Here is a 25,223-nt window from a genome sequence, read left to right on the forward strand (position 1 = left end):
CAGCGATGCGGCAAGCCTTTTTTTATGGGTTTTAAACGATATAATATGTTCATGACACCATATAACAGAAAAGCCAAATGCTACCTCTAACGGTAACATTTGGCTTTTCTGTATGTACTTTATAAAATTAGAAAGAAGTACGACGATAGTTGCGGTATTTAGGCAACCAAAAATTGGCTTTTAATTGACGTTCTAAGTTCTCTGCCGTGACAGGTAATGCCAATTTATCTTCAATCGCTTGTCGTGCGACTGCATAGGCTATTTTTTCACTGATCTCTCTAATGACTCTAATGGGCGGTAATATTGCACCTGGTGCTTTTTCATATTCCATTGATATATCGGCAAGTGCTTGGCTTGCCGCCATTAGCATATTATCGCTGATGCCCGTCGCACGTGATGCTAAAACACCTAGACCAATACCGGGGAAAATATAGCTGTTATTACACTGCGACACTTCGAAAGTCTGTCCTTCAAAAGTAGTATGAGGAAAAGGACTTCCGGTTGCCACGATTGCCTTACCACGACTCCAGTTTGTTACTTCTTGCGGTGTCGCTTCAACACGAGATGTTGGGTTTGAAAGCGGTAATACAATCGGATGCTCAGTATTCACACATAAAGCTTCGATCACCTCTTGGGTGAACAGACCTTTTTGTCCACTGACGCCAAATAATACCGTTATTTTTGCTTGCTTCACCACTTGCGCCAAACCAAGCTTTTTACTTTTATCCCAACTTGCAATAGCGGATTCTTTTTGTACTAACGGTTCTTGGAATTTTTGTAGCTCTGTCATGCCATCAGTAAGCAAGCCATAACGATCCACCATAAAGACTTGGCTGCGAGCCTGCGCCTCCGTCAACCCTTCACGCTGCATTTGGCGAATGATATGCTCAGCAATACCGCAGCCAGCAGATCCTGCACCTAAAAACGCGATATTCTGTTGGCTAAGCTTTTGACCTTTATTCAAGCACGCTGCAATCAAGGTACCGACTGAAACAGCAGCAGTACCCTGAATGTCATCATTAAAGCAGCATAATTGGTCACGGTATTTATTCAATAATGGTGTCGCATTCTCTTGGGCAAAATCTTCAAATTGTAATAATGCCTCAGGCCAACGACGTTTAACGGCTTGAATAAATAAGTCTACAAACTCATTATATTCGTCACCTGAGATGCGTGGATTTCTCCAGCCCATGTACATAGGATCGTCAAGCAACTGCTGATTATTGGTGCCCACATCTAATAAGATCGGTAGGCAATAAGCGGGGCTAATACCACCACAAGCCGTATATAACGACAATTTACCAATGGGAATACCCATACCGCCAATGCCTTGATCGCCTAGGCCTAGTATACGTTCACCATCGGTGACAACGATTACCTTGACGTTTTGTTTGGTGGCATTTTGCAGCATGTCATCGATTTTATGACGCTCAGGATAAGAGACAAACAAACCACGTTTGCGGCGATAAATCTGAGAGAATTTTTCACATGCTTGGCCAACGGTTGGGGTATATATGAGCGGCATGACTTCTTCAATGTGCTGCTCAATCAAATGATGAAATAAGGTTTCATTAGTATCTTGAATATTACGCAGATAAATATGCTTATCCATATCATTAGTGAATGAACGCAGTTGATGATAAGCGCGTAATGACTGCTCTTCAATCGTCTCAATGTTATGAGGCAGTAGGCCTGTTAGATTAAAGCTATCGCGCTCTTCTGATGAAAAAGCGCTACCCTTATTTAGTAAAGGGGTTTCTAATAATGCAGGGCCTGCAAAGGGAATATATAACGGACGTTTGGTTTGCATAATAAAATCTTCTTGTTAGAGGCGTATGAGTGAAAAAATTAATGGGTTAAATATTTTACTTATTCATTAAATTAACAGTCATTATTTACATTTATTGAGCGATGCTGAAAAAATCATGGCAGTAAACTTGGTCAAGCAACCACTCGACGATAAGTGTATCATGACCAAGAAAATACAGAGCGATAATACGGAATTCAAAGTAGAATCGGTCAAAAGATAGCAGATAATAATGCTAATTCGATTGCAACTGCTCAACAATTAGGAAAAGCGATGCAAAAGCTAGCCAATTGGCAGAACAAAACCAATCAAAGCAAGCTTGTCACCGCAGCACCCTATTATACTGGAGTTGTGTCAGCTCTTGAAGGAATCAAGCAACTCAAACGCCAATTAAAAATAGCTGAAGAAGAACGAGAGATATTAAATAAGGAAGGATGAAGCGAGGCACGGCTTTGTCTCTACATAAGATGAAAGCTGTGCTCGCATTGGAATTCAGAAGGGTTTGGGTTTTAAAGCGCTAAGGCAGATGTGGTTTGCTTATTATCTCTCAACATATATAGTCAAAATACCCCAAAAACGCGACGATACTGCTGATATCAATTTTTTGTAGCCTCTGTCTGCACAGGCACAGCAAGCAAGAAAAATTGATATTAGCAGTGCGTGATGTATCAATATTACTTTTCACTGACTATAATTTAGAAGTTATATTTGGCCATTATTTCAACTTGCTGACCTTTCTTTACCTGTGATAGCGTTTTGTCGCTACGATCTCTCCACTCAATACCAATATCTAGATCTGGTAGATACTCATAGACAAGGTTGATACTTTTTACATTTACAGAAGTATTCGCCTCATCATCCACCATAATCTCACCATAACGCATGTTGCTCATCAATTTTTCTGTGAACTTGTGCCTGTAACCGACCGTGTAGCCCGTTTGCGAGACAAGCTTACCGTCTTCCGCATCGCAATCTAAATCGCCCGTCGTGCCAAGGGCTCTTCCCACACAGACGGTAGAATAGACACCCATCCCTTTACCGTTATATACGCTCGCATGTAGCGAGTCATTGCCCAGTTTCAGTTCACCTGCCAAAGAGACACCGACGCCTACATCCGAATCGTCTCCATTCTTGGCCTCACGAGCAGTGACCGCCACGTTATAACTAAGATCAGATATGTTATTCTTGTAGCTAACAACCATATCAGGCAGATTAGCTTCATCATAAACAGGGTCTTGAGCGGTAAAACGAAACCCTTTATGAGTGTAGTGCACCGTCAAATCTGGACGAATATCAGCGCCGCCACCAGATATAGTACCCAATCCCGTGCCCCGAAAGTCAAGCTGATCAGTCAAAAGTGGGTAGACCGCTAAGAACTGACCATTCCACGTCTTACCGACGGTCAAATCATCGACCTGAACATAAGCATGGCGGAGCCGCAAGTCTGAACCACCGTTTGCGGCATTGCCATAAAAGTCGCCTTCAATAAAACCCGTTAGCTTTTTATCCTTTACATTCTTTGTGGTTTTAACATTAATCCGAGATTGTCGTCCACTTCCTTTGAACTCAGACTCCCCTTCATCGGGAGAGTAAAATATGCCTTCCGCTTTAACATAACCACCGATGCTTAAAGTGGTATCTCCATTGGTGACAAGATCTATGGCTTGTGCCTGTACGCATGCTCCAAGAACAGCCAAACCAAAAGACAACTTTTTGATATAAAGCATAACCTACACATTCCTTGTGTTGTTTTAAAATCCAGTTAAATTAATTAAAATCCCTTTAAATCTCTGCTGCTATCGTATTTCTTTATCTTATAAATGCCAGCATCATTTCCTTGTATAAAACCTATGCATTCTAATTGAGGGCGTGTCATCAATTAGCACATTGATACATTTAGTGGTCTTAAAATGGCTAAATTTTGCCAAACATCGTCAGCAATCTTGTCAATATGTTCATATTTTCGGCAATTTCTTCCTTGTTTGGCTGCAATTTTTCTCATTTTAAGCCTCACAATCTAAATGATGACGCGCCCTAGTTAAAACTTTCAAAAGCAGTAATCGCGGCTTTTTTGGTGTCATCGATATTTTTCTTTTTTCCACTGGTTTTATCAAGATATACCAGCACAGATTCACCCTTAGCAACGATGGTATTTAACACCGTACTATAATAGGTATATTCATGAATCAAGCTGGCATTGCCAATTTTCTTGACTCGAACCCCAATCCATAAGGTATCAGGGTGAGTCACGGGTTTGAAGTATTGACAGGATGATGCCGCCATGACAGAAAAAGTATTTTCATTAAATAGATTTAGTTGACTGTTGTAGTAAATACGAGCGTTTTGGGCATAAGTGTAATAGACCACATTATTGACGTGACCAAAAGCATCCATATCGCCCCACGCTACTTGTTGAGAGTAGATAACCGCGAAGCCATGCATGGGATGGTTTTTGTCTTTATCCAGCACCTCTTGGATTTCCGGTAATATAGCTAAAGCTTTCATAGTTTTCTCTTCTAGTCATGCCAATTGACACCGATATTAAAAATATTCAGTCAGATGTAATGAGTGTTTTCGACAATGTTTAACAAAAAAAATTGGATTAAATAAGTTTTTCTGCGCACATTATCCGCATTCTTTTCTTATCGAGCTTACCCACACTGGTTCTTGGCATTTCTGCTAAAAACTTGATTTCGCTTGGCACGCCATACTTTGGTAAATGGCCTTTCTCTACCGCTTGATGACCTAAGGCTAAAATATCATCCGCCTTGGTATCGATATGTTCAGGTTTTAAAACGACTAACGCTAAAGGGCATTCGCCCCATCTTTCATGTGGCACGCCAATGACGGCAACATCAGCGACGCTGGGATGGAAGGATAAAATAGTCTCGACCTCAAGCGAAGATACCCACTCACCACCAGACTTAATCACATCCTTAAGCCGATCCGTAATGCTTAGCGTGCCGTCAGAGGTAATACAAGCAATATCTTGGGTATGCATCCAGCCACCACGCCATAACTCATTGCCAGCATCTGGGTTTTTAAAATAACTCTGGGTCAGCCAAGGCGATCGAATGACCAACTCCCCTGTCGACTCGCCGTCCATTGGTAGCGGCTTGCCATTTTCATCCCAAATTTCCATTGAAACGAGCATAATGGGTGAGCCAGACAAACACCGATAATTGAGCTGCTCCTTCATCTCCATCGAGTCCGTTTTATCATCGAATACTGCTCTAGATAGCACAGGACAGGATTCTGACATCCCAAATCCAGACATAAACTCAATACCGCTTTCAATGGCTGCTTTGGCCAAACCTTCATTCAACTTTGAGCCACCGAGTAACAACTTCAGACCCTCAAACTTACGTCCTCGTGCTGCCATCTCTTTTAATAGCATCTGCAAAATTGCTGGAACGCCATGTGAAAGCGTGACTTTGTGCTGCTCGATTAAGTCCACTAACGTGGGAGCTAGATAGCGCCCCGGATACACTTGCTTAAGCCCTATCATGGTTGCCCCATACGGCCAGCACCAAGCGTGCACATGGAATAATGGCGTCATTGGCATGTACACATCATTGTAGCGCGCGCCTTGACCTTCGGCATTTAGCGCGGATGCTAACGTACTTGCCAGCGTCTGCAATACAATCTGTCGATGGGTAAAGAAAACCCCCTTTGGATCGCCCGTCGTGCCACTGGTATAAAATGTGGTAGCGATAGTATTTTCATCGAAATCTGGAAAATCAAACGCATCACTAGCCGCAGCTAGCATGGCTTCATATTCACCTTCGACATAATCTGGCATGCTAGCTTGCTCAGTTTTTGTATCATTCTTTATATCGTCTTCACCATACTCAGCATCATCAAAGCCAGTATCATCGAGCCAAACAATTTTCTCGATAGAAGGGGCTTCATGACGATAGTTTTTAGCCATTGGCTCAAATTCAGCATTTAGTAACAAGGCTTTGGGTTTGGCGTGGTTGATGGTGTACAGCACTTTATCTTCAGCTAGGCGTACATTGACCGTTTGCAAAATCATGCCAGACATCGGCACAGCAAAATACGCTTCAAGGTAACGATGACTGTCCCAATCCATAACAGCAACCACATCACCTGCTTGCAAACCCATGTTTTTCAGTACGTTCGCCAAGCGATTAACGCGCTTAAAAAATTCAGCATAGGTATAAGTGACCTTATCGGCATAACTAATGGTTTGATCCGTAGAGGCAATTTTTGCACGGTTTAGCAGCTGCTTGATAATCAAAGGAAAACCATACGCTTCTTGAGCTTGTTGGTAATCCTCATGTTGGTTAAGTATAGAAGTCATTATTGTCGTCCTTGATAATAAAATAGTATGGCGAGGGCATATAGTTGATTCAATTTAAAAGAAGGGCAAGGCAAGCGAGGTTAACGCTGTCACTCTTTTATAGTGGATTAACGAAAAAATTAAACTCGTTCTATTACCATGGCAAGCCCCTGCCCAATGCCAATGCACAAGCTGACCACTGCGTATTTTTCGCCCGTGCGCTGTAGCTCTCGTGCCGTACTTAATGCAAGTCTTGCACCTGATGCGCCCAGCGGGTGTCCAACGGCAATCGCACCGCCATTGGGGTTAACACGCTTGTCATCAAAGTCAATTTCTAGACCTTTTAGACAGCCTAGTACTTGTGAGGCAAATGCTTCATTAATCTCAATGATGGACATATCATCAAGGGTCAAATCAGCACGTTTCAATGCCAGTTTGATGGCCTCAACAGGGCCTACGCCCATTATATTTGGCTCAACCCCCATAGCGCCAGAGGATAGAATTTTGGCAATAGGCTTAAAGCCTAGTTGCTCTTCTGCTTGCTTTGAGCCAATAATAAGCGCCGCTGCGCCATCATTGATACCTGATGCGTTACCTGCCGTGACTATGCCATTTTCATTTAATGGTCTGAGCTTTTGCAGTGCTTCCACAGTAGAGCTGGCGCGAGGATGTTCATCTTCTACTATCGCTTTATCCGGTAGTTTTCTGCCTTGTGATACCATAATTGGTGTGATCTCATCGTCAAAGAACCCCGCTTGTTTGGCAGTCTGATATTTCGCTTGCGAGGCGGCGGCGAATTTATCGGCCTCTTCTCGGCTAATATTATATTTGCGAGCAACGTTATCACCCGTCTGCGGCATGCTATCGCTGCCAAATTCTTTGGTCAAAAGAGGATTGGGAAAACGGCTGCCAATAGTGGTATCAAATACTTTAAATTCACGACTAAAAGGCGTTTCGGTCTTAGCAAACACAAATGGTGCTCGGGTCATTGACTCAACGCCACCTGCTAAAAATATATCCCCCTCATGACAAGTAATACTACGGGCGGCATCGATGACGGTAGACAGCCCTGAGGCACATAAACGGTTGACGGTCTGACCGGGCGTCGTGACATCTAATCCTGCTAGCAATGCAGCATTACGAGCAATATTGCGTGAGTCTTCACCCGCTTGATTGGTGTTACCGATCAGCACTTCGTCAAAAATATCGTTCGGTAATTGGTGCTTTTCAACCAAAGCTTTCATTACTGTCGCAATCATGTCATCAGGACGTACGGTGGCTAGTGCGCCTCCATGGCGACCAAAAGGGCTTCTTAATCCGTCATAAATATAGGCGTCTAACATAACTGTTCCTTGTTGTGTTTTAAGAGTTTATTTGATTGAAATATAGGGTTTATTAAATTGGCCTAGCTCTTAGCGTTGATAATTGCTCTGTTGAGTAAATAATGAGATACCTAACTTGGCACGGCGCTGCAACCATGGGCTTGGACGGTAACGCGGATCACCTGTTAACCCATAGATACGTTGTAGAATAAGTAAAATTCGCTCGGCACCAAGCTCGTCTCCCCATGAGATAGGCCCATAGGGATAACCCAATCCAAGCTTGACAGCATTGTTGATATCCTTTGGTGTGGCAATACCTTGCATCGCAATATCGCAACCTAAATTAATCACCATAGCAACGACTCGCTGCGCCACGAAGCCAGTACTTTCGGCAATTAGCGTGGCAACGACAGCAACATTCGAGTTCTGATCCGAGTTTTTACCGAACTTATTATTTCTACCAAATAGGGCATAAGCTTGTGCCACAAAATTATCCTCTGTGACGATACTTGGCATGAGAGTACGATGCTTGGATAAGTCAGTCAGCATATCAATGGCAACCGCTTGTTTAGGATTGACTTGATAGCGAATAGCCGCATTGGTGGTATCTTCGCCATAAATTGCCAGTAATATCAAACTGTCAGAATTTGGCTGATCATTATCGTCGATAGTAATACCATTAGCGTTTAGATGATCAATCAGCTGTTTTTTGTCTGTGGCTAAATCCGCACCAATCCAAACTGAGGTGATTACTACATTAGGTACTGACCGTTGCGATAATCCGGTTGTGGATTTCTGACCGTCTTTATACTTATAAAAGCCCTCACCAACTTTACGGCCCAGCTTGTTACCCTCTAGCATTTGACGGGTCAAGGGATGCGGGCGATAGCGCGGCTCAAAGTAATACTGATTATAAATTGATTCCATAACGGGATGTGAAACATCGATACCCGTGAGATCGAGCAGCTCAAACGGCCCCATACGAAAACCTGCGCCATCACGCAAAATACGATCGATGTCCTCAAAACTAGCCACGCCCTCGCCTAATATCTTTAAGGCTTCTGTGCCATAAGCTCTACCGCCATGATTGACGATGAACCCTGGCGTATCTTTTGCAACGACGCCTAGATGACCCATGCGTTTGGCTAGATCAGTAAGCGTCTCTACAACACGGTGGTCAGTAGAGAGCCCTGGAATCACTTCAACGATTTTCATTAAGGGTACTGGATTAAAAAAGTGAAATCCTGCTACGCGCTCTGGGTGCTCGCAATCAGAAGCAATTGCGGTTACCGCGAGCGATGAAGTATTGGTTGCTAAAATTGTTTCGGCAGGAACAATGCTTTCTAGCTGTTTAAAAAGCTGTTGTTTTATTTCTAGATTTTCGATAATGGCTTCAATGACGATATCTACTTTGGCAACTTTGGCTATATCTTCAATCACTATCAGATTAGCCAAAGTCGCTTGTAGCTGCTCCTCAGTAAATTTACCTTTAGCGGCTAGTTTCTCGAGCATAGCTTGAAGTGATTGGCGTCCTTGCTCAGCAGCACCTGATTTGGCATCGAACAACATTACTTGAATCCCTGCTTGCGCTGCGATTTGGGCAATCCCCATGCCCATAATGCCCGTGCCAACAATGGCCAATGATTTAACAGTCATAATAATCCTTTATATGGTCTTGTTAATTTATATGCTCTTATTGAATAGTCTCGTTTTCAAAGTATATGTGCTGTTTCTTTCTATGCTTTGAGAAGTCTATGCTTTGAGAAATCTATGTTTCGGAAAGTCTATGCTTTGACAAGCTACTGACCTTTATAATTCGCGTCACGTTTTTCTAAAAAGGCTTTCGCGCCTTCCTTTTGATCTTCGGTATCAAATAAAATTTGAAAGGCTTTACGCTCCAAAGCCAATGCGGCTTGTAGCGGCATATCCACCCCAAGATTGGCGACTTCTTTAATTTGGGTTAAAGCAATAGGCGAGTAACCTGCTAGTTGTTCAGCAATCTCGATGGCACGATTAATAGTCGCCTCATCTTCGACCACTTCAGAGACCAGCCCCATTTGATCCGCTGCATCAGCGCTTATCATGTCGCCTGTTAGTATCAGCTTCATGGCTTTATGCTTGCCAATCACGCGAAACAAACGCTGTGTGCCCCCTGCTCCGGGCATCAGTCCGATTTTGATTTCTGGTTGGCCAAACTTAGCAGACTTGCCAGCGACGATGATGTCGGCATGCATAGCAAGCTCACAGCCACCGCCAAGCGCATAGCCATTTACCGCTGCGATAATCGGCTTACGACAATTGGTGATGGCATCCCAATAACGCTCGCTGTGGCGTAAATACACATCGACTGTTTTGGTAGTTAGGAAATCATTGATGTCAGCACCGGCCGCAAACACCTTATCACCACCCGTCAGCACGATAGCTTTGGTCTTTGGGTCATCGTTTAATTTGATGAAAATCTCTGCCATTTTTTCGCGTAGTTCAGTGTTTAAAGCATTGCGAACCTTGGGACGATTCAGTGTTATCAAACTCACGCCATTGTCTAACGTTTCACAAATGATGATTTGCTCTTCCATGATGCTGTCCTTTAAGTAATGTCTTTAGGTAAACTGCCGCCACCCTTAAAACACACTAAAAATTATGATTATTAATACCGCATAGCGATATTCAGTACCAATATATACTGTTTATTTTCTTTTGTGAAGAGTAAAAGCCAGTTAAATTAATAAATAGATAGGCCGTTAATGCCTCGTCTCTTTTATAAATACCGCATTGCGGTTTTTTAAACCAAAAGTATTGTAATCCAATAAATTATCGATTATGCTGTTTATTCAAATTAATTATAAAGCCCTCATCAATCAATATTAGACGTCATCTAAACAAGGAAGAATCACATGATTAGAGATAAGGAAGTACTCGACCATATTGTCCAAACCATTCGTCAATTTGTGAATAACCAACTGATCCCAAAAGAAGACTGGGTGGCAGAAAATGATCGTCTGCCAGAAGAGATTATTAGTCAGATGCGTGAGCTGGGTCTATTTGGACTGACTATTCCCGAGGAATACGGTGGACTTGGCGTTACGATGGAAGAAGAGGTCACATTGGCATTTGAGTTAGGGCGTACCTCACCTGCTTTTCGCTCATTAATAGGCACTAATAACGGTATTGGTTCCTCTGGTCTGGTCATCGATGGTACTGAAGCGCAAAAACAAAAATACCTACCAAGACTGGCCAGCGGTGAAATTATCGGCTCATTTTGTTTGACCGAACCTGAGTCAGGCTCCGATGCGGCATCGCTGCGAACCACTGCAATCAAAGACGGCGATACTTACGTACTCAACGGCACTAAGCGTTATATCACCAATGCCCCTCAAGCCGGTATCTTTACCGTCATGGCACGCACTGATCCCGAAAACAAAAGGTCTGGTGGTATTTCAGCATTCATCGTTGAGAGCGATACTCCTGGTATTACGCTTGGTAAAATCGACAAAAAAATGGGTCAAAAAGGCGCACATACTTGTGATGTCATTTTTGATAACTGCGTCGTACCTGCTGATGCTTTGATTGGTGGTGTAGAAGGCGTAGGTTTTAAAACCGCCATGAAGGTTCTGGATAAAGGCCGCTTACATATCGCTGCAGCGAGTACAGGCGCAGCCACTCGCATGTTAGATGACGCGCTACGCTATGCCGTCGAGCGTAAACAATTTGGTCAACCCATTGCCAATTTTCAGCTGATTCAAGCGATGCTTGCTGACTCAAAAGCAGAGATTTATGCGGCAAAATCGATGGTATTAGATGCTTCACGCTTGCGCGATGATGGCAAAGATGTCGTTACCGAGTCGTCATGTGCCAAGATGTTTGCCACCGAAATGTGTGGCCGTGTTGCTGATAGAGCCGTGCAAATTCATGGCGGTGCTGGTTATATTGCCGATTATGGCATTGAACGTTTTTATCGTGATGTGCGCTTATATCGTTTGTATGAAGGCACGACCCAAATCCAGCAGATCATTATTGCCCGCAATATGATTAAAGAAGTTAGCGAGTAGTTGTCATTTATTTGAATGCTATTTATTTGATTATTAAAAGGTATTTACATGATCAAAGCATATCGAGGTATTTGCTAGGACGCAGATACCTGGTTTATGTCGCTGTTACCATAAAATTTCTTTCTCACAACAATAAGGATATAAATTGTGAAAAGTGCCGCTATAACGTCAAATCCAAGCTCAGATTCTACCCAAAAGCAACCTTGGAAATTGGCCTTCTTTTTTTGTTTTCTAGTACTGTTATGTGATGGGGCTGATATTGGGATTCTCGCCTTTACTCTGTCAAGTCTCAAGCAAGAATTTGGGTTGACCAATATACAAGCTGGCGCTTTGGGCAGTTGGTCATTATTTGGCATGGCAATCGGTGGATTTTTCGGTGGTTGGGCCTGTGATCGTTTTGGCCGAGTACGTGTTATCGTGATTGCGACAGCGATGTTCTCTGTATTATCTGGTTTCAGTGGCTTTGTACAGAGTTATGAGCAGTTTATAGCATTACGGTTCACCGCCTGTTTGGGTCTGGGCAGTTTATATATTGCCACTAACACCCTGATGTCTGAAATGGTACCTACCAAACATCGAACGACGGTACTCGCAGCGCTAATGACAGGTTTTACCTTAGGGTCTTTAGTGATCACGAGCATTTCAGCTTGGATTATTCCCGTCTATGGTTGGCGCACCTTATATCTCTTAACGTTCCTACCTATCATTCTCTCGATATCGATGTATTTTCTTATCCCTGAACCACAGTCTTGGAAAGAGGCTCGTGCCCTCAAACTTAGCGGCGCGAAGAACTCACTCACAAAACCTGAAAACCCTTATAAAGCCATATTTGAAAACCCCAAACATCGCATTATGTTCATTTTATGGTCGATGAGTTCAGGGCTGTTACTATTTGGCTATTTTGGCGTAAGCAACTGGCTACCGTCTTATCTAGAAACTGAACTGGGTATCAAGTTTAAGGAGATGGCACTATATATGGCAGGTACTTACTTGACGATGATGTTTGCTAAAGTCGTGGCAGGTTTAGTGGCTGATAGAATTGGTCGCAAAATAGTATTTGCCTTCGGTACTATGGGCACAGCGCTATTTATTCCAGTGTTAGTCTATATGCATACCCCAGAAAACATCGGTTGGTTGATGATAACCTTTGGTTTCTTATACGGCATCCCTTATGCTATCAATGCCACCTACTTGACGGAAAGCTTTCCTACCGCTATTCGAGGTACGGCTATTGGCGGTGCGTTCAATATCGGACGACTGGGCTCAGTTATTGCGCCGGTTGCCATTGGTTATATGGCCATGCAAAACTCTATCGGTGCAGGTTTGTTGCTTATGGCAGGCGCGTATTTCTTATGTGGCCTTATTCCAACGTTGTTCATCAAAGAGCAGCAATATGATCCACAAAAGGCGTGATACTATTAAATACATATATACCGCATAGCGAAATCCTTTATATTTATAATAGCTGATATTTATAATAGCTATGTTAATAGTTTCAATGTACATTAATAGAGTGTTATTAAAAGCAACAAATTACTATAGTCGATTCAATTTAAAAGTAGTACAAGGCAACCGAGTGTAGATGTATATTTGATACTTCAAGCGAGGTTAACGCTGTAATACTTTTATAGTGGAATGACTATATCAGCGTACGACTATTGGCTTGCAAGGTACTAGGGCGTGTCTTCATTTCAAAAATGGTGATAAAAATGAGATAAATTGCCGTCAAACAAGAAAAATAGTGCAGATAATATCGGGATATTAACCAGCTATTTGACGATGTTTGGCAAGATTTAGCCATTTTTAGCCCATTTAGAGGACTATCGAGTGAATTGAAGACACGCCCTAAAAGTAGTGAATTTTATGCTATTTAAATTAACGTAATTGAGAGCAATAAATCTTATATGACAACTAATATCCTTGATGATGAAGACTCTAATAAATCAACACACATTGAGCTGTTAGAGCCGATTAGTGACATGAGAGATAAAAACGATAGGCAGTTTATTACCGCTTTGGCACGCGGCTTAGAGCTGCTGCGTTGTTTTACCCCGCAGCGTCCCTATTTGGGTAATCAAGACTTGAGTCAATTGACTGGCCTGCCTAAAGGGACGATCACGCGGCTGACTTATACCTTAGTCAAGTTAGGATATCTAAAGCAATCGACCAATAGTAGTAAATATCAGCTTTCTGCCGGTGTGTTAGGGTTTGGCTATACGATGATGGCGAATATCTCTATCAACAATTTAGTCACCCCCTATATGGAAGAACTGGCAGATTATGCCAATAGTGCGGTCGCTATGGCAACCCGTGACCGCCTGAGGATGGTATATCTAAACGTCGTGCAAGGGTCTGGCACGACGACCATGCGACGTAATGTCGGCTCATATCTACCCATTCATTTAAGTTCGATGGGACGCGCATGCTTAGCCAGTATGCCCGCTGCTGAGCAAGAATTTATCCTTGATGCCATTCGCAGTAAGTATAAAGATGATTGGTTAAAGATTAGACGCGGACTGGATAAAGCCTTTAGAGATTATGACGACTATGGGTATTGCTTCTCGATTAGTGAATGGCAAAAAGACGTCAACGCTGTCGCTACCGCCATCATGCATCCGACTGAGGGCTTACTGACTTTTAATTGCGGCGCACCCAGTTTTGTTCTTAGTCGTACTAAGCTAGAAGAAGACATTGCCCCTCGATTGCTTCATATGAAGAATAATATTGAGAGTAATATTTATATTAGCTAAGGCGGATGACCCATTAACGTGGCAAAAATTGAAAACTCAATCGTACTACTGTCGTTCATTATCCAAAGTTAATCGTTTTTGAAACCCCTTTAAAATTTAAAGGGGTTTTTTAATGGGTAATCGATAAGCTTAAAATATTAGGGTCTGTTGAACATTCAAATATTTAGTCAGATAACAATACATGCTTGCTCTTTTGGTAAGCGGACAGACCGCCTCCACCTAACTCACGGCCGATGCCGCTTTGCTTAAAGCCGCCCCACCCTGACTCAGGCAGCACGATTTGTTGTTCGTTGATCCAAACATGACCCGCTTCAATCTGTAATGCCATCGCCAATGCGACCTTTTCATCAGTACTGACAATGGTTGCCGCCAACGCATATTTGCTGTCGTTGGCCAAACGAATGGCTTCTGCATCGTCTTTGAAGGTTTTGCTAACCAATACTGGTCCGAACACTTCTTCGAGCCACAATTGGCTGGTTACAGGAACATCGATATAAACAGTGGGCTCGGCAAAATACCCTTGACTAGCTGATATTTCTCCACCAGTCAGGCAAGTAAGGTTTTCGGCAGTCGCAATATCACAGTATTTTTTTACTTGCTTAAGCTGTTGCTCGCTGACCATTGGACCCATCTGAGTGCCTGTATCAAAACCATCACCAATTTGTAGGCTTGCGGTTTTTACTTTCAACGCTTCAAATAAAGTCGGTGCGATATCTTCATGAACAAGCAATCTAGAGGTCGCTGAACATATTTGACCAGCATTGGTAAATACACCGCCAATGATAAGGTCACAAGCGTAATCGATATCGGCATCCGCGCGCACCACAATAGCAGACTTGCCACCAAGCTCAAGACTGATGTCTTTGATGCTCTTTGCCGCTTGGGTCATTACCTTTTCACCCACCACATTACTACCCGTAAAAGAGACTTTATCAATCAGCGGATGACTGGTCATGGCAGCACCAACTTCGGCAGCACCGGGCAAAATATTAACCACGCCTTTTGGCAGCTCGATACTAGACAATATATTGCCCAGCATCAATTCTGGCAATAAGGTTACCTCAGAAGGCTTTAATACCACTGTACAGCCTGCTGCTAGCGCTGGCGCCAACTTCCAAGAGGTCGTCACCATTGGAAAGTTCCAAGGTACAATCAATGCGCACACGCCAACGGGCGCAAAAGTCTTTAGCAGACGAATGCCTGATTCATTCGTGGGTACTTCCGACCACGTTTCTTGATCTGTTATCAGGTTGGCATAATAGCGATAACAAGCGATAGCATCACCGACGTCTATTTTTGCCTCTTCGATGGGCTTACCATTGTTTAAAACAGACAGCCCCACTAACTTATCAAATTGCTGCTCCATAGCGTCAGCAATCGCATGCAGATAATGCGCACGCACGCTTACTGGGGTTTGCGACCAATTTGCATAGGCGTCAGAGGCAGCATTAACCGCTGTTTCTACATGGGCACTGGTACATAAGCGCGTCATTGCTAACACCTCACCAGTGTTTGGGTCATATAAATTCTGCGTATCAGTGTCTTCGCTATCAACCGATGATGCTTCGATGGCAGTCCATTTACCATTAATATAGGCCGCATTTAATACCACTTCATTTTGCATTGTCTCTTTTGCAATTTGTCTGGTTATATCAGTAGCATTTATCGTTTCCATGATGGTATGTCCTCTCTCATTGTTTATTCGTAGCGTATTTATTGATAATGATTACGGGTGATTGACGCTACTGCCTACCTGCGCAGTCACTGGCATCAATCACCCGCCAAAAATCACTGTCGTTTACCCTATCCTACCTTTGTCACGGGGTCTTCTGATTAATACAGGAGATGCGCTACTGAGGTAATAATCACTAGGCTAATCAAAGTACGGAGGATGAAAATCATGAATAGCTCTAGAACATTAAGCTTAATGTTTGATTTCAAAATCAGCGCACCCACTTCAGACATATAAATAATCTGCGTAATAGAGCATGCCCCAACGATGAATCGTGTCATTTCACTCTCAATACTCTTACCGACCAACGCTGGTAAGTACATATCAGCAAATCCCATAATCATGGCAGGCGCCGCTTCTGCCGCTTCTGGAATTTGTAGCAATTCAAGCAAAGGCACGAGGGGCGCAGATATCCAGTTAAATACTGGTGTGTACTCTGCCAGCCCTAGACCAATGGTGCCGATAGCAAAAATAACAGGAATCAGACCAAAGTAAATATCAAATAAATTCTTTAGGCTGTGTTTGAACACACTTGCCAGACTTGGCATAGAATACGCACGAGTCACAGCACGATTTAGCGCCCACTGCGGCATACTATACTGAGTAGGAATCTCTTCATCTAGCATACATTTGCCAGAATGATAGGTGTCCGCTTTCAGTGATAATGGCGGAATACGTGGCATGATAATGGCTGCTATAAAACCAGTCAACGCGATGGTCAGATAAAAGAAAACAAAGTTATTGTCTACGCCAATTGTTTTCGCTACGACATAAGTAAAGGCGATTGAGGTGACCGAAAAAGTTGTGGCAATAACCGCTGCTTCACGCTGGCTATAATAACTTTTGTCATACTCTTGCATGGTCACTAGCAAGCCGATAGAGGCCGCGCCAAACCAAGAAGACATCGCATCTACCGCTGAGCGTCCGGGTAGTTTAAATAGTTTGATAAAGACTTTGCTGGCTAATGTTCCCAAAAACTCCATCAAACCAAAATCTGTTAAGAACGGCAAGGATAAGATAGCGAAGAAAAATAAAGGAATCAAAATCGGAATCAAATCTTCAAAAATAACGCCGCCGGTATTACGGTTAATAATAAACTCGGGGCCTACTTGTAAAAAGATCATCCAGATAAATACTGCGCCCAAAAAACGAGCGCCAAACCACAGCCACTCAACATCGAAGAGCTTCTTTATCATAGAGTCTTCGTGCAAGGTCGGTCGTAACAGCTTGACCGCGAGTGCGCCAACAAAAGAGATGGTAACGATCGCCAGTGCCACGTAAGCCACATAACCGCCTATCCAGCCTTGTAGTGCATCGGTCAATACGCCCAATAAAATAGTAACCTTGCCATCCCATTGAAAGGGAATGATAAATAGCGCGATACCAAGGGCTGAAAATAAAAGAAATTTCCACAATGACGCTCGCCATTGCTCGCCCTGTGGTGTTTTTGGGTCGACAGCATTATTACCTAAGACTGGCTGCTGTGACTTACTGATATGACTCGTCATTTAATTCCTCCATGATAGGCGACGACCGCCAATTTTTCCATTTTGCTGTCTGACCAATGCCTGGGTTTAGCGAATTGGTTGGATCTAGTTTTTTATAAAAATTATGTAGTGCAGATTTTGCGGTATAGACATGTCCCACGTTGTGCTCAGCAGGGTACTCTATACGACGTCGATCATAAAACGCCAATAGGTCATCCTTGAATTTTTTTACATCCACTTCAGGGTATAACAGATAGTCTTGATGCATGACATGACAGAAAAAATGCCCCAAATAAAAGGTTTTACTTACCTGCTTTTGCAAGTTAGTAGGTAGCACCTCATCCCAATCTACGGCATTCCTTGGTAAGGCAATATCAGTCGCTAATAGCTCGCCAAACTTTGTGTGGTTAAGATTGTGATAACGAAACATGGCAGCGGTTGCCGCACTGCGAAACACCAATAATGCCTGAGCTTCTTCAGCTGTACAAAGATGTACGACGCCTTGATGATGCTGCATATGGGACTGTAGAAATGCTTGAGCGGCGGCAATATGCTGATTACTAGCCTTAGCACTGTCATTATCATCGTCACTGTCATTCGCGACTTTGATGATCAAATGATAACGATAGGAGCGTGCCTGCTCAGCCAAAGAGTCTGGCAATGATGGCGGCATAAAGGTCGATGCCATTTGTAGCACCCGATCTGGTAAAGTCTGAGGCAGTCGCCATTTATCCAAATAATAGCCAATCTTGGCTTGTAACCGATACAACGCGCCTATCTTACTGGCTGGCAGTTTGCGCATACTTAAACAAGTATCGCGGCCATAGCGCATGGTTATATCGTTATAGTCTTTGTGCATGTATTCTGCCAAAACAGGCAGGTTCAGCTCGCTTTTTAACCACTGCTGCCTGAGTGTGGTCAAGGTATCGGCGTCATTGGTCGAGATATAGAATGTTTGCTCTTGCGCTGGTTTGGCAAATGTCGCGACTCGAACCGCAAAGACGATGACTTTGCCTGCTGAACCAGAGGCTTCATACAATCCGTTAGGGTCATTATTAAATCTGGCAGGTGTGTCTGCCTCGCAATCACGCACTTTGTGTTGATAATGCTGGTTTGTACAGGACTTACTGTTGGCACTATGTGGATTTTTATTGAACGTGCCAGTTTGTAGGTTACCAAGCATCTCTTCTGGATCTACACCTAAATCAATGCCTAAATGATTGATTAATTCAAACTCACCCATAGCATTACGTTTGGCAAATAGTGACATCTCGGTATACGCCGGACCACGCTGCACCAACATACCGCCAGAGCTGTTGCAAATGCCACCAATCACCGAAGCACCAACACAACTAGAGCCCAGCACTGAATGCGGCTCACGCCCCAAAGGTGCAAGCTTGTATTCTAATTGCTGAAGGGTCGCCGCTGGCAAGGCAACAAGCTCTGCTGCGTCATTGAGCAGATGAACACCGCCCAATAGTTGCGTAGAAATAACGATGACTGGTCGATCATACTTCCCATACGGCGTGGAGCCTCCGGTCAACCCTGTGTTAGCAGCCTGAGCGATAATGATCACATCAGATGCTGCACAGAGGTTAATGACGCGCCATAGCGCCACAAGAGAATGTGGGGTCACCACTGCCAAGATAGCATCTGTGATAGCAGCAATCGCCCCTTGTATATACGACTGCTGCTGACTCGGCTTGGTCAATACATTGGGCGCGCCAGCAACGGCTGCTAAGTCTGCTAACAAACTCGCCTGCGACGCATTCCAACTATTAGACGAGTGGTTAGCATTTAGCATTGCAGACATTTTTCCTTGAGTGACTAGCCTTTAGTACCGTTAAGTCATTATCATCAGCTAAAACAGATAAAGTCCTTGCCTATCTCAGTCAGAAAATCATCGGCTTCATCAATTTCATAAATGAAAGGCTGCTTGCCGTTGATATCCTTTTGCAAGGCGTCTAGCAGTTGCTGCTTTTCGGTAATTCGGCGATAACCTGCACCAAATCCTGCGGCTAATGGCTCAAAATGTGGCGTCTTAATATTGACCCCAATCAGTGGTAGACCGCCCTCCTCCATATAACGACGAATCTCACCATAGCCTTGGTTGTTCCACAGCAGCACAATCAATGGTAGCTCAAGCTCGGCAGCGCAGATGAGTTCTGCAATCGTAAACTGAATACCACCATCGCCAATAAGACTAATAACTGGCGATTTTGAGCCAATCATGGCACCTATCGCGGCAGGCAAACCGTAACCTAGCGTGCCAAACCCAGTCGACGAGTTAAACCATTTTCGGGTTGCCAGTGCTTCAAAACCAAGATTGCCACTATAGACAGGCTGCGTTGAATCTCCAACAAATATGACGTCTTTTACTTCATCTCGAATCAGCTGAAGTAGTGCATTTTGACCAGCAAAGTCTGGGGTCATTTCTGCTAACAATGCCTGTTTTGCCTCAGCGACTCGTGACACCGCTTTATGATTTAACGCTTGGTTTTCTAAACGTGTGCAAAGGCCACTTATAGCCATTTGCGCATCGGATAATACGGCGATATCCGCTCTAAAAGGACGCTGCAATTGCTGAGCGTCGCAGTCGATACGAATCAGCTTACCGTTGATTTTAAACTCGCCATTAAAAAACACATCATAATCAGTCTCACCAAGTTCAGTACCAATCGCCAATACCAGATCGGCTTCAGTAATAACGGCTCGACCTGCTGCTAATGATTGATTGCTGCCTAAGCTCAACGGATGAGCGGGTGGTAGCAAACCTTTGGCATTGATGGTCAAAAATGTCGGCGCATCGATCAGCTCTGCCAGTTTTTGTGCATCTTGATTGACATCGACGCAGCCACCACCATAAAGCAATACTGGGTTTTTTGCGGTTTTAAGAGACTCGATAATCAAATCAAGCTGTGCAGGATTGGGCAGCGGTCTCATTACTCGAGGCAGCGTTGAGCTATTCGCATCAGTTTGGCTGGTTGCCGGACTATTCAAGTAAGGCGTTAAATCAGGCGGCTTGGCGACATGACTGGCATCAGCGGTGATTACATCGATTGGTAGCTGGATATGCACTGGCCCCGGACGTGCACCATTGAATAAGGCAAAAGCTTCTGCGATGACTTTGGGTAACGACTCAGGCTTCCAGATGGTTTTGCTCGTGAGTGCCACCTTGCTGACCATACCTTGCTGATCATGCAATTCATGCAAATGCCCTTCACCGCTGCCCGTATCTGCCACTTTATTGACACTAGAGATCACCAGCATCGGTATAGAATCCGCCAATGCTTGTGCCATGGCAGTCATAATATTGGTCATGCCAGGGCCGGTGATGATAAAGCAAACACCAATCTTGCCCGAAGCGCGGTAATAGCCGTCAGCCATAAACCCAGCGCCTTGTTCATGACGCGGCGTCACATGGCGGATATTGGTGTTTGGCAGACCACGATATAGCTCGACCGTGTGCACACCGGGTATGCCAAATACGGTCTCTACGCCATAGTATTCTAACCACTGTACCAACAGCTCACCGCATGTCAGAGATGGGGTTGCAGGTAATGAAGAAGACGCTTGCGTCAATTGGGTCATGAGTCAGTTATCCTAAAGAATGTAATAAGTATTAAGTTAAGCTTTTTATATTGGCTAGCTGTTTGTTTTAAATAGTTATTAAATGCTACAAATCACAATTCATGGTGCCGTAACCAATCATCAATCATGATATTTAAGCGTTTGCCTGAAAAACTGGGAAAATGACCACCGTGTACAACACGTACAGGCAGTGCATTTAGGCGGCGCATACTCTTAGCATAATCAGACATATTGCTATGCCATGTATCTTCGATCAATGGGCCGTCATAAATAAGATCACCAGAAATCAGAGTCTCGCTAGCTGATTCCCACAAGGCAATACCACCTGGGGAGTGACCGGGTGTATGAATCACTTCAAATTGACGATTGCCCAAATCAATCATGTCACCGTCTTCAAGTTGCATTATTTTCGCTGGTGCAGCAATTTTATAGCCGCAATGAGCATAAGGCTCAGGAGGCAGTGCATCAAACATCTCATCGTTGACAAACATATCTGCTAAGGTGCGAGCATTGTCTGGCTCAGCGAGAATATGGGCTTCAGCAGAATGTACGTGACAGCAGTCAAATTCACTTGCCGCGCCAATATGATCAAAATGAGTATGACTGGCAACACCAACGATATCGCGATCAGCGAGCAAAGCGACATGGCGGCGCAATGGTACAGCCCCTAATCCAAAATCGACTAATAAGTCGCGTTCACTACCCCGTACGTGCCATAGATTACAGCGGAAAAATGGCTTGATCCACGGCTCATCGATGAGCGTAATGCCATCGCTAAGTGTTGTTGTTCGATACCAGTTTTCTGGTTTAATACGTGGTAATGACTGTTCACTCATGAGTTCGCTCCATTAAAGGCATGAGTATCTTTAAGAACACGCAAGTCTTTAAGATAGTCTTGATGCGTGCGACTCTCATCAATGCAAGCGAGATCAATATCTACTATCAAGGTGCCAGCCGCTAAGCCAAGTCGGCCGAGCACCTCACCATCCGGACCAGCGACGATACTATTCCCACAGTAATGAAGCGTTTCTTCTACACCTGATCGGTTAATACAAGCAACAAAACATTGATTGTCCATTGCTCGCGCGCGTATTTGTAGTACCTGCCGCTCTGCATTCGGCAACATATTTGCCGTCGGTGACAGTATGATTTCTGCCCCTGCTTGTGCCAGCTCTCTTGCCACTTCTGGAAACTCATTGTCATAGCAAATCATCAATCCTAATTTTCCGAATCGAGTATCAACCACACAAGATTGCTTACCTGCGACAAAGAACTCATTTTCGCGGCCCCATAAATGCCGCTTATGATAAGTGGCAAGGTGCTGACCGTTATCATCTAACAATACGGCAGAGTTGCTAAACTCACCATCAGCACCCTGCTCAGCAAAGCCAAATAGCAAGTGCAAATTATATTTATCAGCAAGCGTGGCTACTTCGGTCACGATTGAGCCATCAGCAGGTTCCGCTAGGCTATCAAGCCGCTCAAAGATGTTGTAGCCTGTGAATGCCAGCTCTGGCAGTGCCAATAAGTCTACTTTGGCTTCTGCTGCTAGGCGACATAATGACTCCAATGCTTTTAAGTTAGCAGCAGGTTCAGCCCATAAAGGATTTGTTTGAGCAATCATCAATCTCATAATGAAGGCTCCTTTTGAGCGGAAGTGATGGCATCACTAGGACGAGTAAATAAAGTAGCACCTAACCAGTAAAGTCCGCCAGTGATGATAAAGACAGGTAATGAGGCACCAAAAGAAGGAGGAGAGATCAAAGTCCAGTAAGCTGCAAGAGCAGCACCAATTAAGTAAGCCGCGATAGCAATCTTTGCCGTAGGACGGCCCAATTGTTTAGTAGAATCAAGCAGTTTTGCCGTATAACCTTCTTGACCCACAAGGTAATAATCAACAATCATGACTGAGAATGCTGGGATGAACAATGCACCAACGATTAACAAGAAGTTTTGGAACTGATCTAAAATACCAGGAATCAGTGCACCAAAAATAGTGACTAAGCCAATGATAAGTGCAGGTTTCCAAAAGCTCATGTTAGGCGCTATGTTCATGCATGATAGCGTTGCGCTATAGACTGCCATCACATTGGTTGTCATGACTGAGAAGAAAATAACCAGTGCAGCTGGTAAACCAAAACCAAATTCAGCAAGCAAACGAGTCGGATCGTAAGTCTGCTCCATGCCATTTAGGATAGAAAGCCCTGAGATTGTCGCACCCAAACCCATCGCAACGATAGCAGCCACGATATAACCAAAATAAGTGCCCCATACTGCAATTTTTGAGGTCTTGCAATTGCGATTGTAATCGGCTGCCGAAGACATCCAAGAAAACGCAGTGGCGATAACAATATCAAAAGCGATACCTAACGTAATACCATTACGCGACTCAACTGGCATCTCAAATAGTGTAGAAACATCATAGTGCTGATTTAACTGATAGAGCACCACGACGGTAAGACCTGCCATTGCTAATGCTGCCCAGCGTTCGACAAGCTCAATACCAAGGTGACCACGTAATACAATCAACACCACGACTGTCTCGCACAGGATGACAAATAGTGGCAGATTGCTATAGCCTGTTGTGGCTTCAACGGCATAGTTAAGGCTCATGCCAGCGAGCAAAGCCTGAATACAGCTCCACGCGATGAGCACGCCCATGTTTACCAATGAAATTAACTGACTACCCAATGGCCCATAAGCTCTACGTGTGAGCGCCATCGATGGTAAACCAGTGCGCTGACCCATTAGACCAACTAAGAGTAACGGAATGGCACCGATCAATGAGCCGATTAGTACCGTCGTTATAGCAGTAGTAAACCGCAAATCAGGTACCAACAGCATCCCAGTTAAAATAGTCGTGACGACTATATTGGCACCAAACCACAGCGCAAACGTACCAATCGAACCTAAACTGTGTCCAGCCTCATTTGGAGAGAGCGTATCTTGACCAAAAAATGAAGAGGGTTTGCTCATTGCGGTCTTCCTTAACCAAATTATATTAATACCAGCAACTCAAGTACACTGGTGACGATGCCGTTATCCGCTCATATACCGCATTGGGATAACTACCCTATACGCAAAATCTAGCTAGTAAGAGATTGTTAATGATCCATTCTTTTATGATTGTCATGATAAGATACAGCTATTAGTAAACAGCTTTGACCTTATCGTCATAGCGCACACCCGGTAGGATACATAGCATCTCAAACAATAAGTTCGCTGCCAGTACTGAGGTGTTACCGAATGGGTCATACGGCGGTGACACTTCTACTAAATCGCCACCGACTACTTCCAGTCCGCGCATACCGCGAATGATTTCTATGGCTTGAGTTGAGGTCAGACCACCGATTTCAGCAGTACCCGTACCCGGTGCAAACGCTGGGTCAATACCATCGATATCGAAACTTAAATAGACAGGTCCATCGCCTAGCTTTTCGCGCACTTCTGCCATTAATGGTGTTAGCGACTTGTACCAGCATTCCTCAGCAGGTACAACGCGAAAGCCTTGCTGGGTTGACCAGTCAAACTCTTCGGCGCTATAGCCTGTACCACGTAAGCCAATCTGTACCACACGGTTGCCATCGATTAAGTTCTCTTCGACAGCACGGCGGAACGGTGTACCATGAGCGATTTTTTCGCCAAACATATCATCGTTGATATCTGCATGCGCATCGATATGCACCATACCGACAGGGCCATGTTTTTTGGCAAGCGCACGCAAAATAGGCAAGGCAATGGTATGATCGCCGCCTAGTGTTAGAGGAATCGCGCCATGTTTGACGACTTTTTCTGTATAGAATTTTTCGATGATATCAACGCTTTTTAGCAGGTTGAAAGTATTGATAGGTACGTCGCCAATATCAGCGACTTGTAAAGACTCAAAAGGCGCAGCACGAGTGGCCACATTGTAGGGACGAATCATGCGTGATTCATCGCGTATCTGTCTTGGTCCCAATCTAGCACCACTACGGTTTGATGCACCGATGTCCAAAGGTACACCAACGAAAGCCACATCTAATCCTTCTGCATCAGCCTGAGTCGGCAGGCGCATCATAGAAGCAAAGCCGCCAAATCTTGGCATATCGTTGCCGCTTAATGGTTGATTGAATTTCATAAATCACATCCTTGTTTTAGTGTGTCGGTATAGCCAATTTGTTATATGTCACTTTTTATATGACT

The 25,223-nt window shown here is 44.0% G+C and carries 19 protein-coding genes; 4 read left to right on the forward strand and 15 right to left on the reverse strand.

The genetic code is table 11. The features are described 5' to 3' along the window. Positions 1-127: 127 nt before the first annotated feature. Complete coding sequence (locus tag IOD06_RS06170; RefSeq protein ID WP_189584705.1) at positions 128-1,810, reverse strand: NAD-dependent malic enzyme; 1,683 nt, start codon at positions 1,808-1,810, stop codon at positions 128-130. Positions 1,811-2,080: 270 nt separating this feature from the next. Between IOD06_RS06170 and IOD06_RS06175 the strand changes: the two genes are divergently transcribed. Beyond that, complete coding sequence (locus tag IOD06_RS06175; protein WP_194619972.1) at positions 2,081-2,245, forward strand: hypothetical protein; 165 nt, start codon at positions 2,081-2,083, stop codon at positions 2,243-2,245. A 257-nt stretch (positions 2,246-2,502) separates the two neighbouring features. On the opposite strand, the gene IOD06_RS06180 is transcribed toward IOD06_RS06175, so the two are convergent. The 6 genes from IOD06_RS06180 to IOD06_RS06205 form a co-directional block, all read right to left on the reverse strand. Continuing rightward, positions 2,503-3,534 (reverse strand): hypothetical protein, encoded by a 1,032-nt coding sequence (locus IOD06_RS06180; RefSeq protein WP_194619974.1) that lies wholly within the window; start codon positions 3,532-3,534, stop codon positions 2,503-2,505. Between the two features lie 307 nt (positions 3,535-3,841). Further along, on the reverse strand, positions 3,842-4,312 hold the full coding sequence (locus IOD06_RS06185; RefSeq protein WP_010199738.1) for a thioesterase family protein: 471 nt from the start codon (positions 4,310-4,312) through the stop codon (positions 3,842-3,844). A gap of 97 nt (positions 4,313-4,409) precedes the next feature. Continuing rightward, positions 4,410-6,131, reverse strand: coding sequence for a fatty acid--CoA ligase (locus IOD06_RS06190; RefSeq protein WP_194619976.1), 1,722 nt, complete (start codon positions 6,129-6,131; stop codon positions 4,410-4,412). A 119-nt stretch (positions 6,132-6,250) separates the two neighbouring features. Further along, positions 6,251-7,453 carry a 3-oxoadipyl-CoA thiolase gene (locus IOD06_RS06195; RefSeq protein ID WP_194619978.1) on the reverse strand — a complete coding sequence of 401 codons (1,203 nt, stop codon included), beginning with the start codon at positions 7,451-7,453 and terminating at the stop codon, positions 6,251-6,253. 69 nt (positions 7,454-7,522) lie between these two features. Then, a complete protein-coding gene (locus IOD06_RS06200) occupies positions 7,523-9,094 on the reverse strand; it encodes a 3-hydroxyacyl-CoA dehydrogenase (protein WP_194620426.1) in 1,572 nt (523 codons plus the stop codon). Positions 9,095-9,231: 137 nt separating this feature from the next. Beyond that, positions 9,232-10,008, reverse strand: coding sequence for an enoyl-CoA hydratase (locus IOD06_RS06205; RefSeq protein WP_194619981.1), 777 nt, complete (start codon positions 10,006-10,008; stop codon positions 9,232-9,234). Positions 10,009-10,326: 318 nt separating this feature from the next. Here IOD06_RS06205 and IOD06_RS06210 point away from each other — a divergent pair, with 318 nt between their 5' ends. The 3 genes from IOD06_RS06210 (at position 10,327) to IOD06_RS06220 (ending at position 14,231) form a co-directional block, all read left to right on the forward strand. Continuing rightward, entirely contained in the window at positions 10,327-11,481 is a 1,155-nt protein-coding gene (locus tag IOD06_RS06210) for an acyl-CoA dehydrogenase family protein (protein ID WP_101212061.1), read from the forward strand. Positions 11,482-11,628: 147 nt separating this feature from the next. Then, on the forward strand, positions 11,629-12,894 hold the full coding sequence (locus tag IOD06_RS06215; RefSeq protein ID WP_194619982.1) for an MFS transporter: 1,266 nt from the start codon (positions 11,629-11,631) through the stop codon (positions 12,892-12,894). Between the two features lie 491 nt (positions 12,895-13,385). Beyond that, positions 13,386-14,231, forward strand: a complete 846-nt coding sequence (locus tag IOD06_RS06220) for an IclR family transcriptional regulator (RefSeq protein ID WP_010199717.1) — start codon at positions 13,386-13,388, stop codon at positions 14,229-14,231. Positions 14,232-14,394: 163 nt separating this feature from the next. On the opposite strand, the gene IOD06_RS06225 is transcribed toward IOD06_RS06220, so the two are convergent. From IOD06_RS06225 to speB, 8 genes are all read right to left on the reverse strand, one after another. Next, the gene (locus IOD06_RS06225; RefSeq protein WP_227669938.1) at positions 14,395-15,906 is read right to left on the reverse strand and encodes an aldehyde dehydrogenase family protein; all 1,512 of its coding nucleotides are present in this window, start codon (positions 15,904-15,906) and stop codon (positions 14,395-14,397) included. 158 nt (positions 15,907-16,064) lie between these two features. After that, on the reverse strand, positions 16,065-17,471 hold the full coding sequence (locus IOD06_RS06230; RefSeq protein WP_010199713.1) for a YjiH family protein: 1,407 nt from the start codon (positions 17,469-17,471) through the stop codon (positions 16,065-16,067). Further along, positions 17,452-19,254 (reverse strand): D-lactate dehydrogenase, encoded by a 1,803-nt coding sequence (gene dld / locus IOD06_RS06235; protein WP_194619983.1) that lies wholly within the window; start codon positions 19,252-19,254, stop codon positions 17,452-17,454. Before dld ends, IOD06_RS06230 begins: the two co-directional genes overlap by 20 nt. A gap of 53 nt (positions 19,255-19,307) precedes the next feature. Next, complete coding sequence (locus IOD06_RS06240; RefSeq protein ID WP_194619984.1) at positions 19,308-21,041, reverse strand: 5-guanidino-2-oxopentanoate decarboxylase; 1,734 nt, start codon at positions 21,039-21,041, stop codon at positions 19,308-19,310. 92 nt (positions 21,042-21,133) lie between these two features. Beyond that, complete coding sequence (locus IOD06_RS06245; RefSeq protein ID WP_194619985.1) at positions 21,134-21,877, reverse strand: MBL fold metallo-hydrolase; 744 nt, start codon at positions 21,875-21,877, stop codon at positions 21,134-21,136. Continuing rightward, entirely contained in the window at positions 21,874-22,674 is an 801-nt protein-coding gene (locus IOD06_RS06250; protein WP_194619986.1) for a carbon-nitrogen hydrolase family protein, read from the reverse strand. The genes IOD06_RS06245 and IOD06_RS06250 overlap by 4 nt, the downstream gene beginning before the upstream one ends. Next, complete coding sequence (locus IOD06_RS06255; RefSeq protein WP_194619987.1) at positions 22,671-24,017, reverse strand: cytosine permease; 1,347 nt, start codon at positions 24,015-24,017, stop codon at positions 22,671-22,673. The genes IOD06_RS06250 and IOD06_RS06255 overlap by 4 nt, the downstream gene beginning before the upstream one ends. A 172-nt stretch (positions 24,018-24,189) precedes the next feature. Beyond that, a complete protein-coding gene (speB, locus tag IOD06_RS06260; RefSeq protein ID WP_010199708.1) occupies positions 24,190-25,158 on the reverse strand; it encodes an agmatinase in 969 nt (322 codons plus the stop codon). Positions 25,159-25,223: the final 65 nt, after the last annotated feature.

This window comes from Psychrobacter sp. N25K4-3-2, from assembly GCF_015351755.1.
GTDB classification, from domain to species: domain Bacteria; phylum Pseudomonadota; class Gammaproteobacteria; order Pseudomonadales; family Moraxellaceae; genus Psychrobacter; species Psychrobacter glaciei.

Excerpts from the sequence above, each read along its gene's own strand:
- IOD06_RS06190 (WP_194619976.1), bottom strand. The coding sequence starts at position 6,131 with ATGACTTCTATACTTAACCAACATGAGGATTACCAACAAGCTCAAGAA.
- IOD06_RS06220 (WP_010199717.1), top strand. The coding sequence starts at position 13,386 with ATGACAACTAATATCCTTGATGATGAAGACTCTAATAAATCAACACAC.
- IOD06_RS06225 (WP_227669938.1), bottom strand. The coding sequence starts at position 15,906 with ATGGAAACGATAAATGCTACTGATATAACCAGACAAATTGCAAAAGAG.
- IOD06_RS06210 (WP_101212061.1), top strand. The coding sequence starts at position 10,327 with ATGATTAGAGATAAGGAAGTACTCGACCATATTGTCCAAACCATTCGT.
- IOD06_RS06170 (WP_189584705.1), bottom strand. The coding sequence starts at position 1,810 with ATGCAAACCAAACGTCCGTTATATATTCCCTTTGCAGGCCCTGCATTA.
- IOD06_RS06245 (WP_194619985.1), bottom strand. The coding sequence starts at position 21,877 with ATGAGTGAACAGTCATTACCACGTATTAAACCAGAAAACTGGTATCGA.
- IOD06_RS06240 (WP_194619984.1), bottom strand. The coding sequence starts at position 21,041 with ATGACCCAATTGACGCAAGCGTCTTCTTCATTACCTGCAACCCCATCT.
- speB (WP_010199708.1), bottom strand. The coding sequence starts at position 25,158 with ATGAAATTCAATCAACCATTAAGCGGCAACGATATGCCAAGATTTGGC.
- IOD06_RS06230 (WP_010199713.1), bottom strand. The coding sequence starts at position 17,471 with ATGACGAGTCATATCAGTAAGTCACAGCAGCCAGTCTTAGGTAATAAT.
- IOD06_RS06175 (WP_194619972.1), top strand. The coding sequence starts at position 2,081 with ATGCAAAAGCTAGCCAATTGGCAGAACAAAACCAATCAAAGCAAGCTT.
- IOD06_RS06250 (WP_194619986.1), bottom strand. The coding sequence starts at position 22,674 with ATGAGATTGATGATTGCTCAAACAAATCCTTTATGGGCTGAACCTGCT.
- IOD06_RS06195 (WP_194619978.1), bottom strand. The coding sequence starts at position 7,453 with ATGTTAGACGCCTATATTTATGACGGATTAAGAAGCCCTTTTGGTCGC.
- dld (WP_194619983.1), bottom strand. The coding sequence starts at position 19,254 with ATGCTAAATGCTAACCACTCGTCTAATAGTTGGAATGCGTCGCAGGCG.
- IOD06_RS06185 (WP_010199738.1), bottom strand. The coding sequence starts at position 4,312 with ATGAAAGCTTTAGCTATATTACCGGAAATCCAAGAGGTGCTGGATAAA.
- IOD06_RS06180 (WP_194619974.1), bottom strand. The coding sequence starts at position 3,534 with ATGCTTTATATCAAAAAGTTGTCTTTTGGTTTGGCTGTTCTTGGAGCA.
- IOD06_RS06205 (WP_194619981.1), bottom strand. The coding sequence starts at position 10,008 with ATGGAAGAGCAAATCATCATTTGTGAAACGTTAGACAATGGCGTGAGT.
- IOD06_RS06255 (WP_194619987.1), bottom strand. The coding sequence starts at position 24,017 with ATGAGCAAACCCTCTTCATTTTTTGGTCAAGATACGCTCTCTCCAAAT.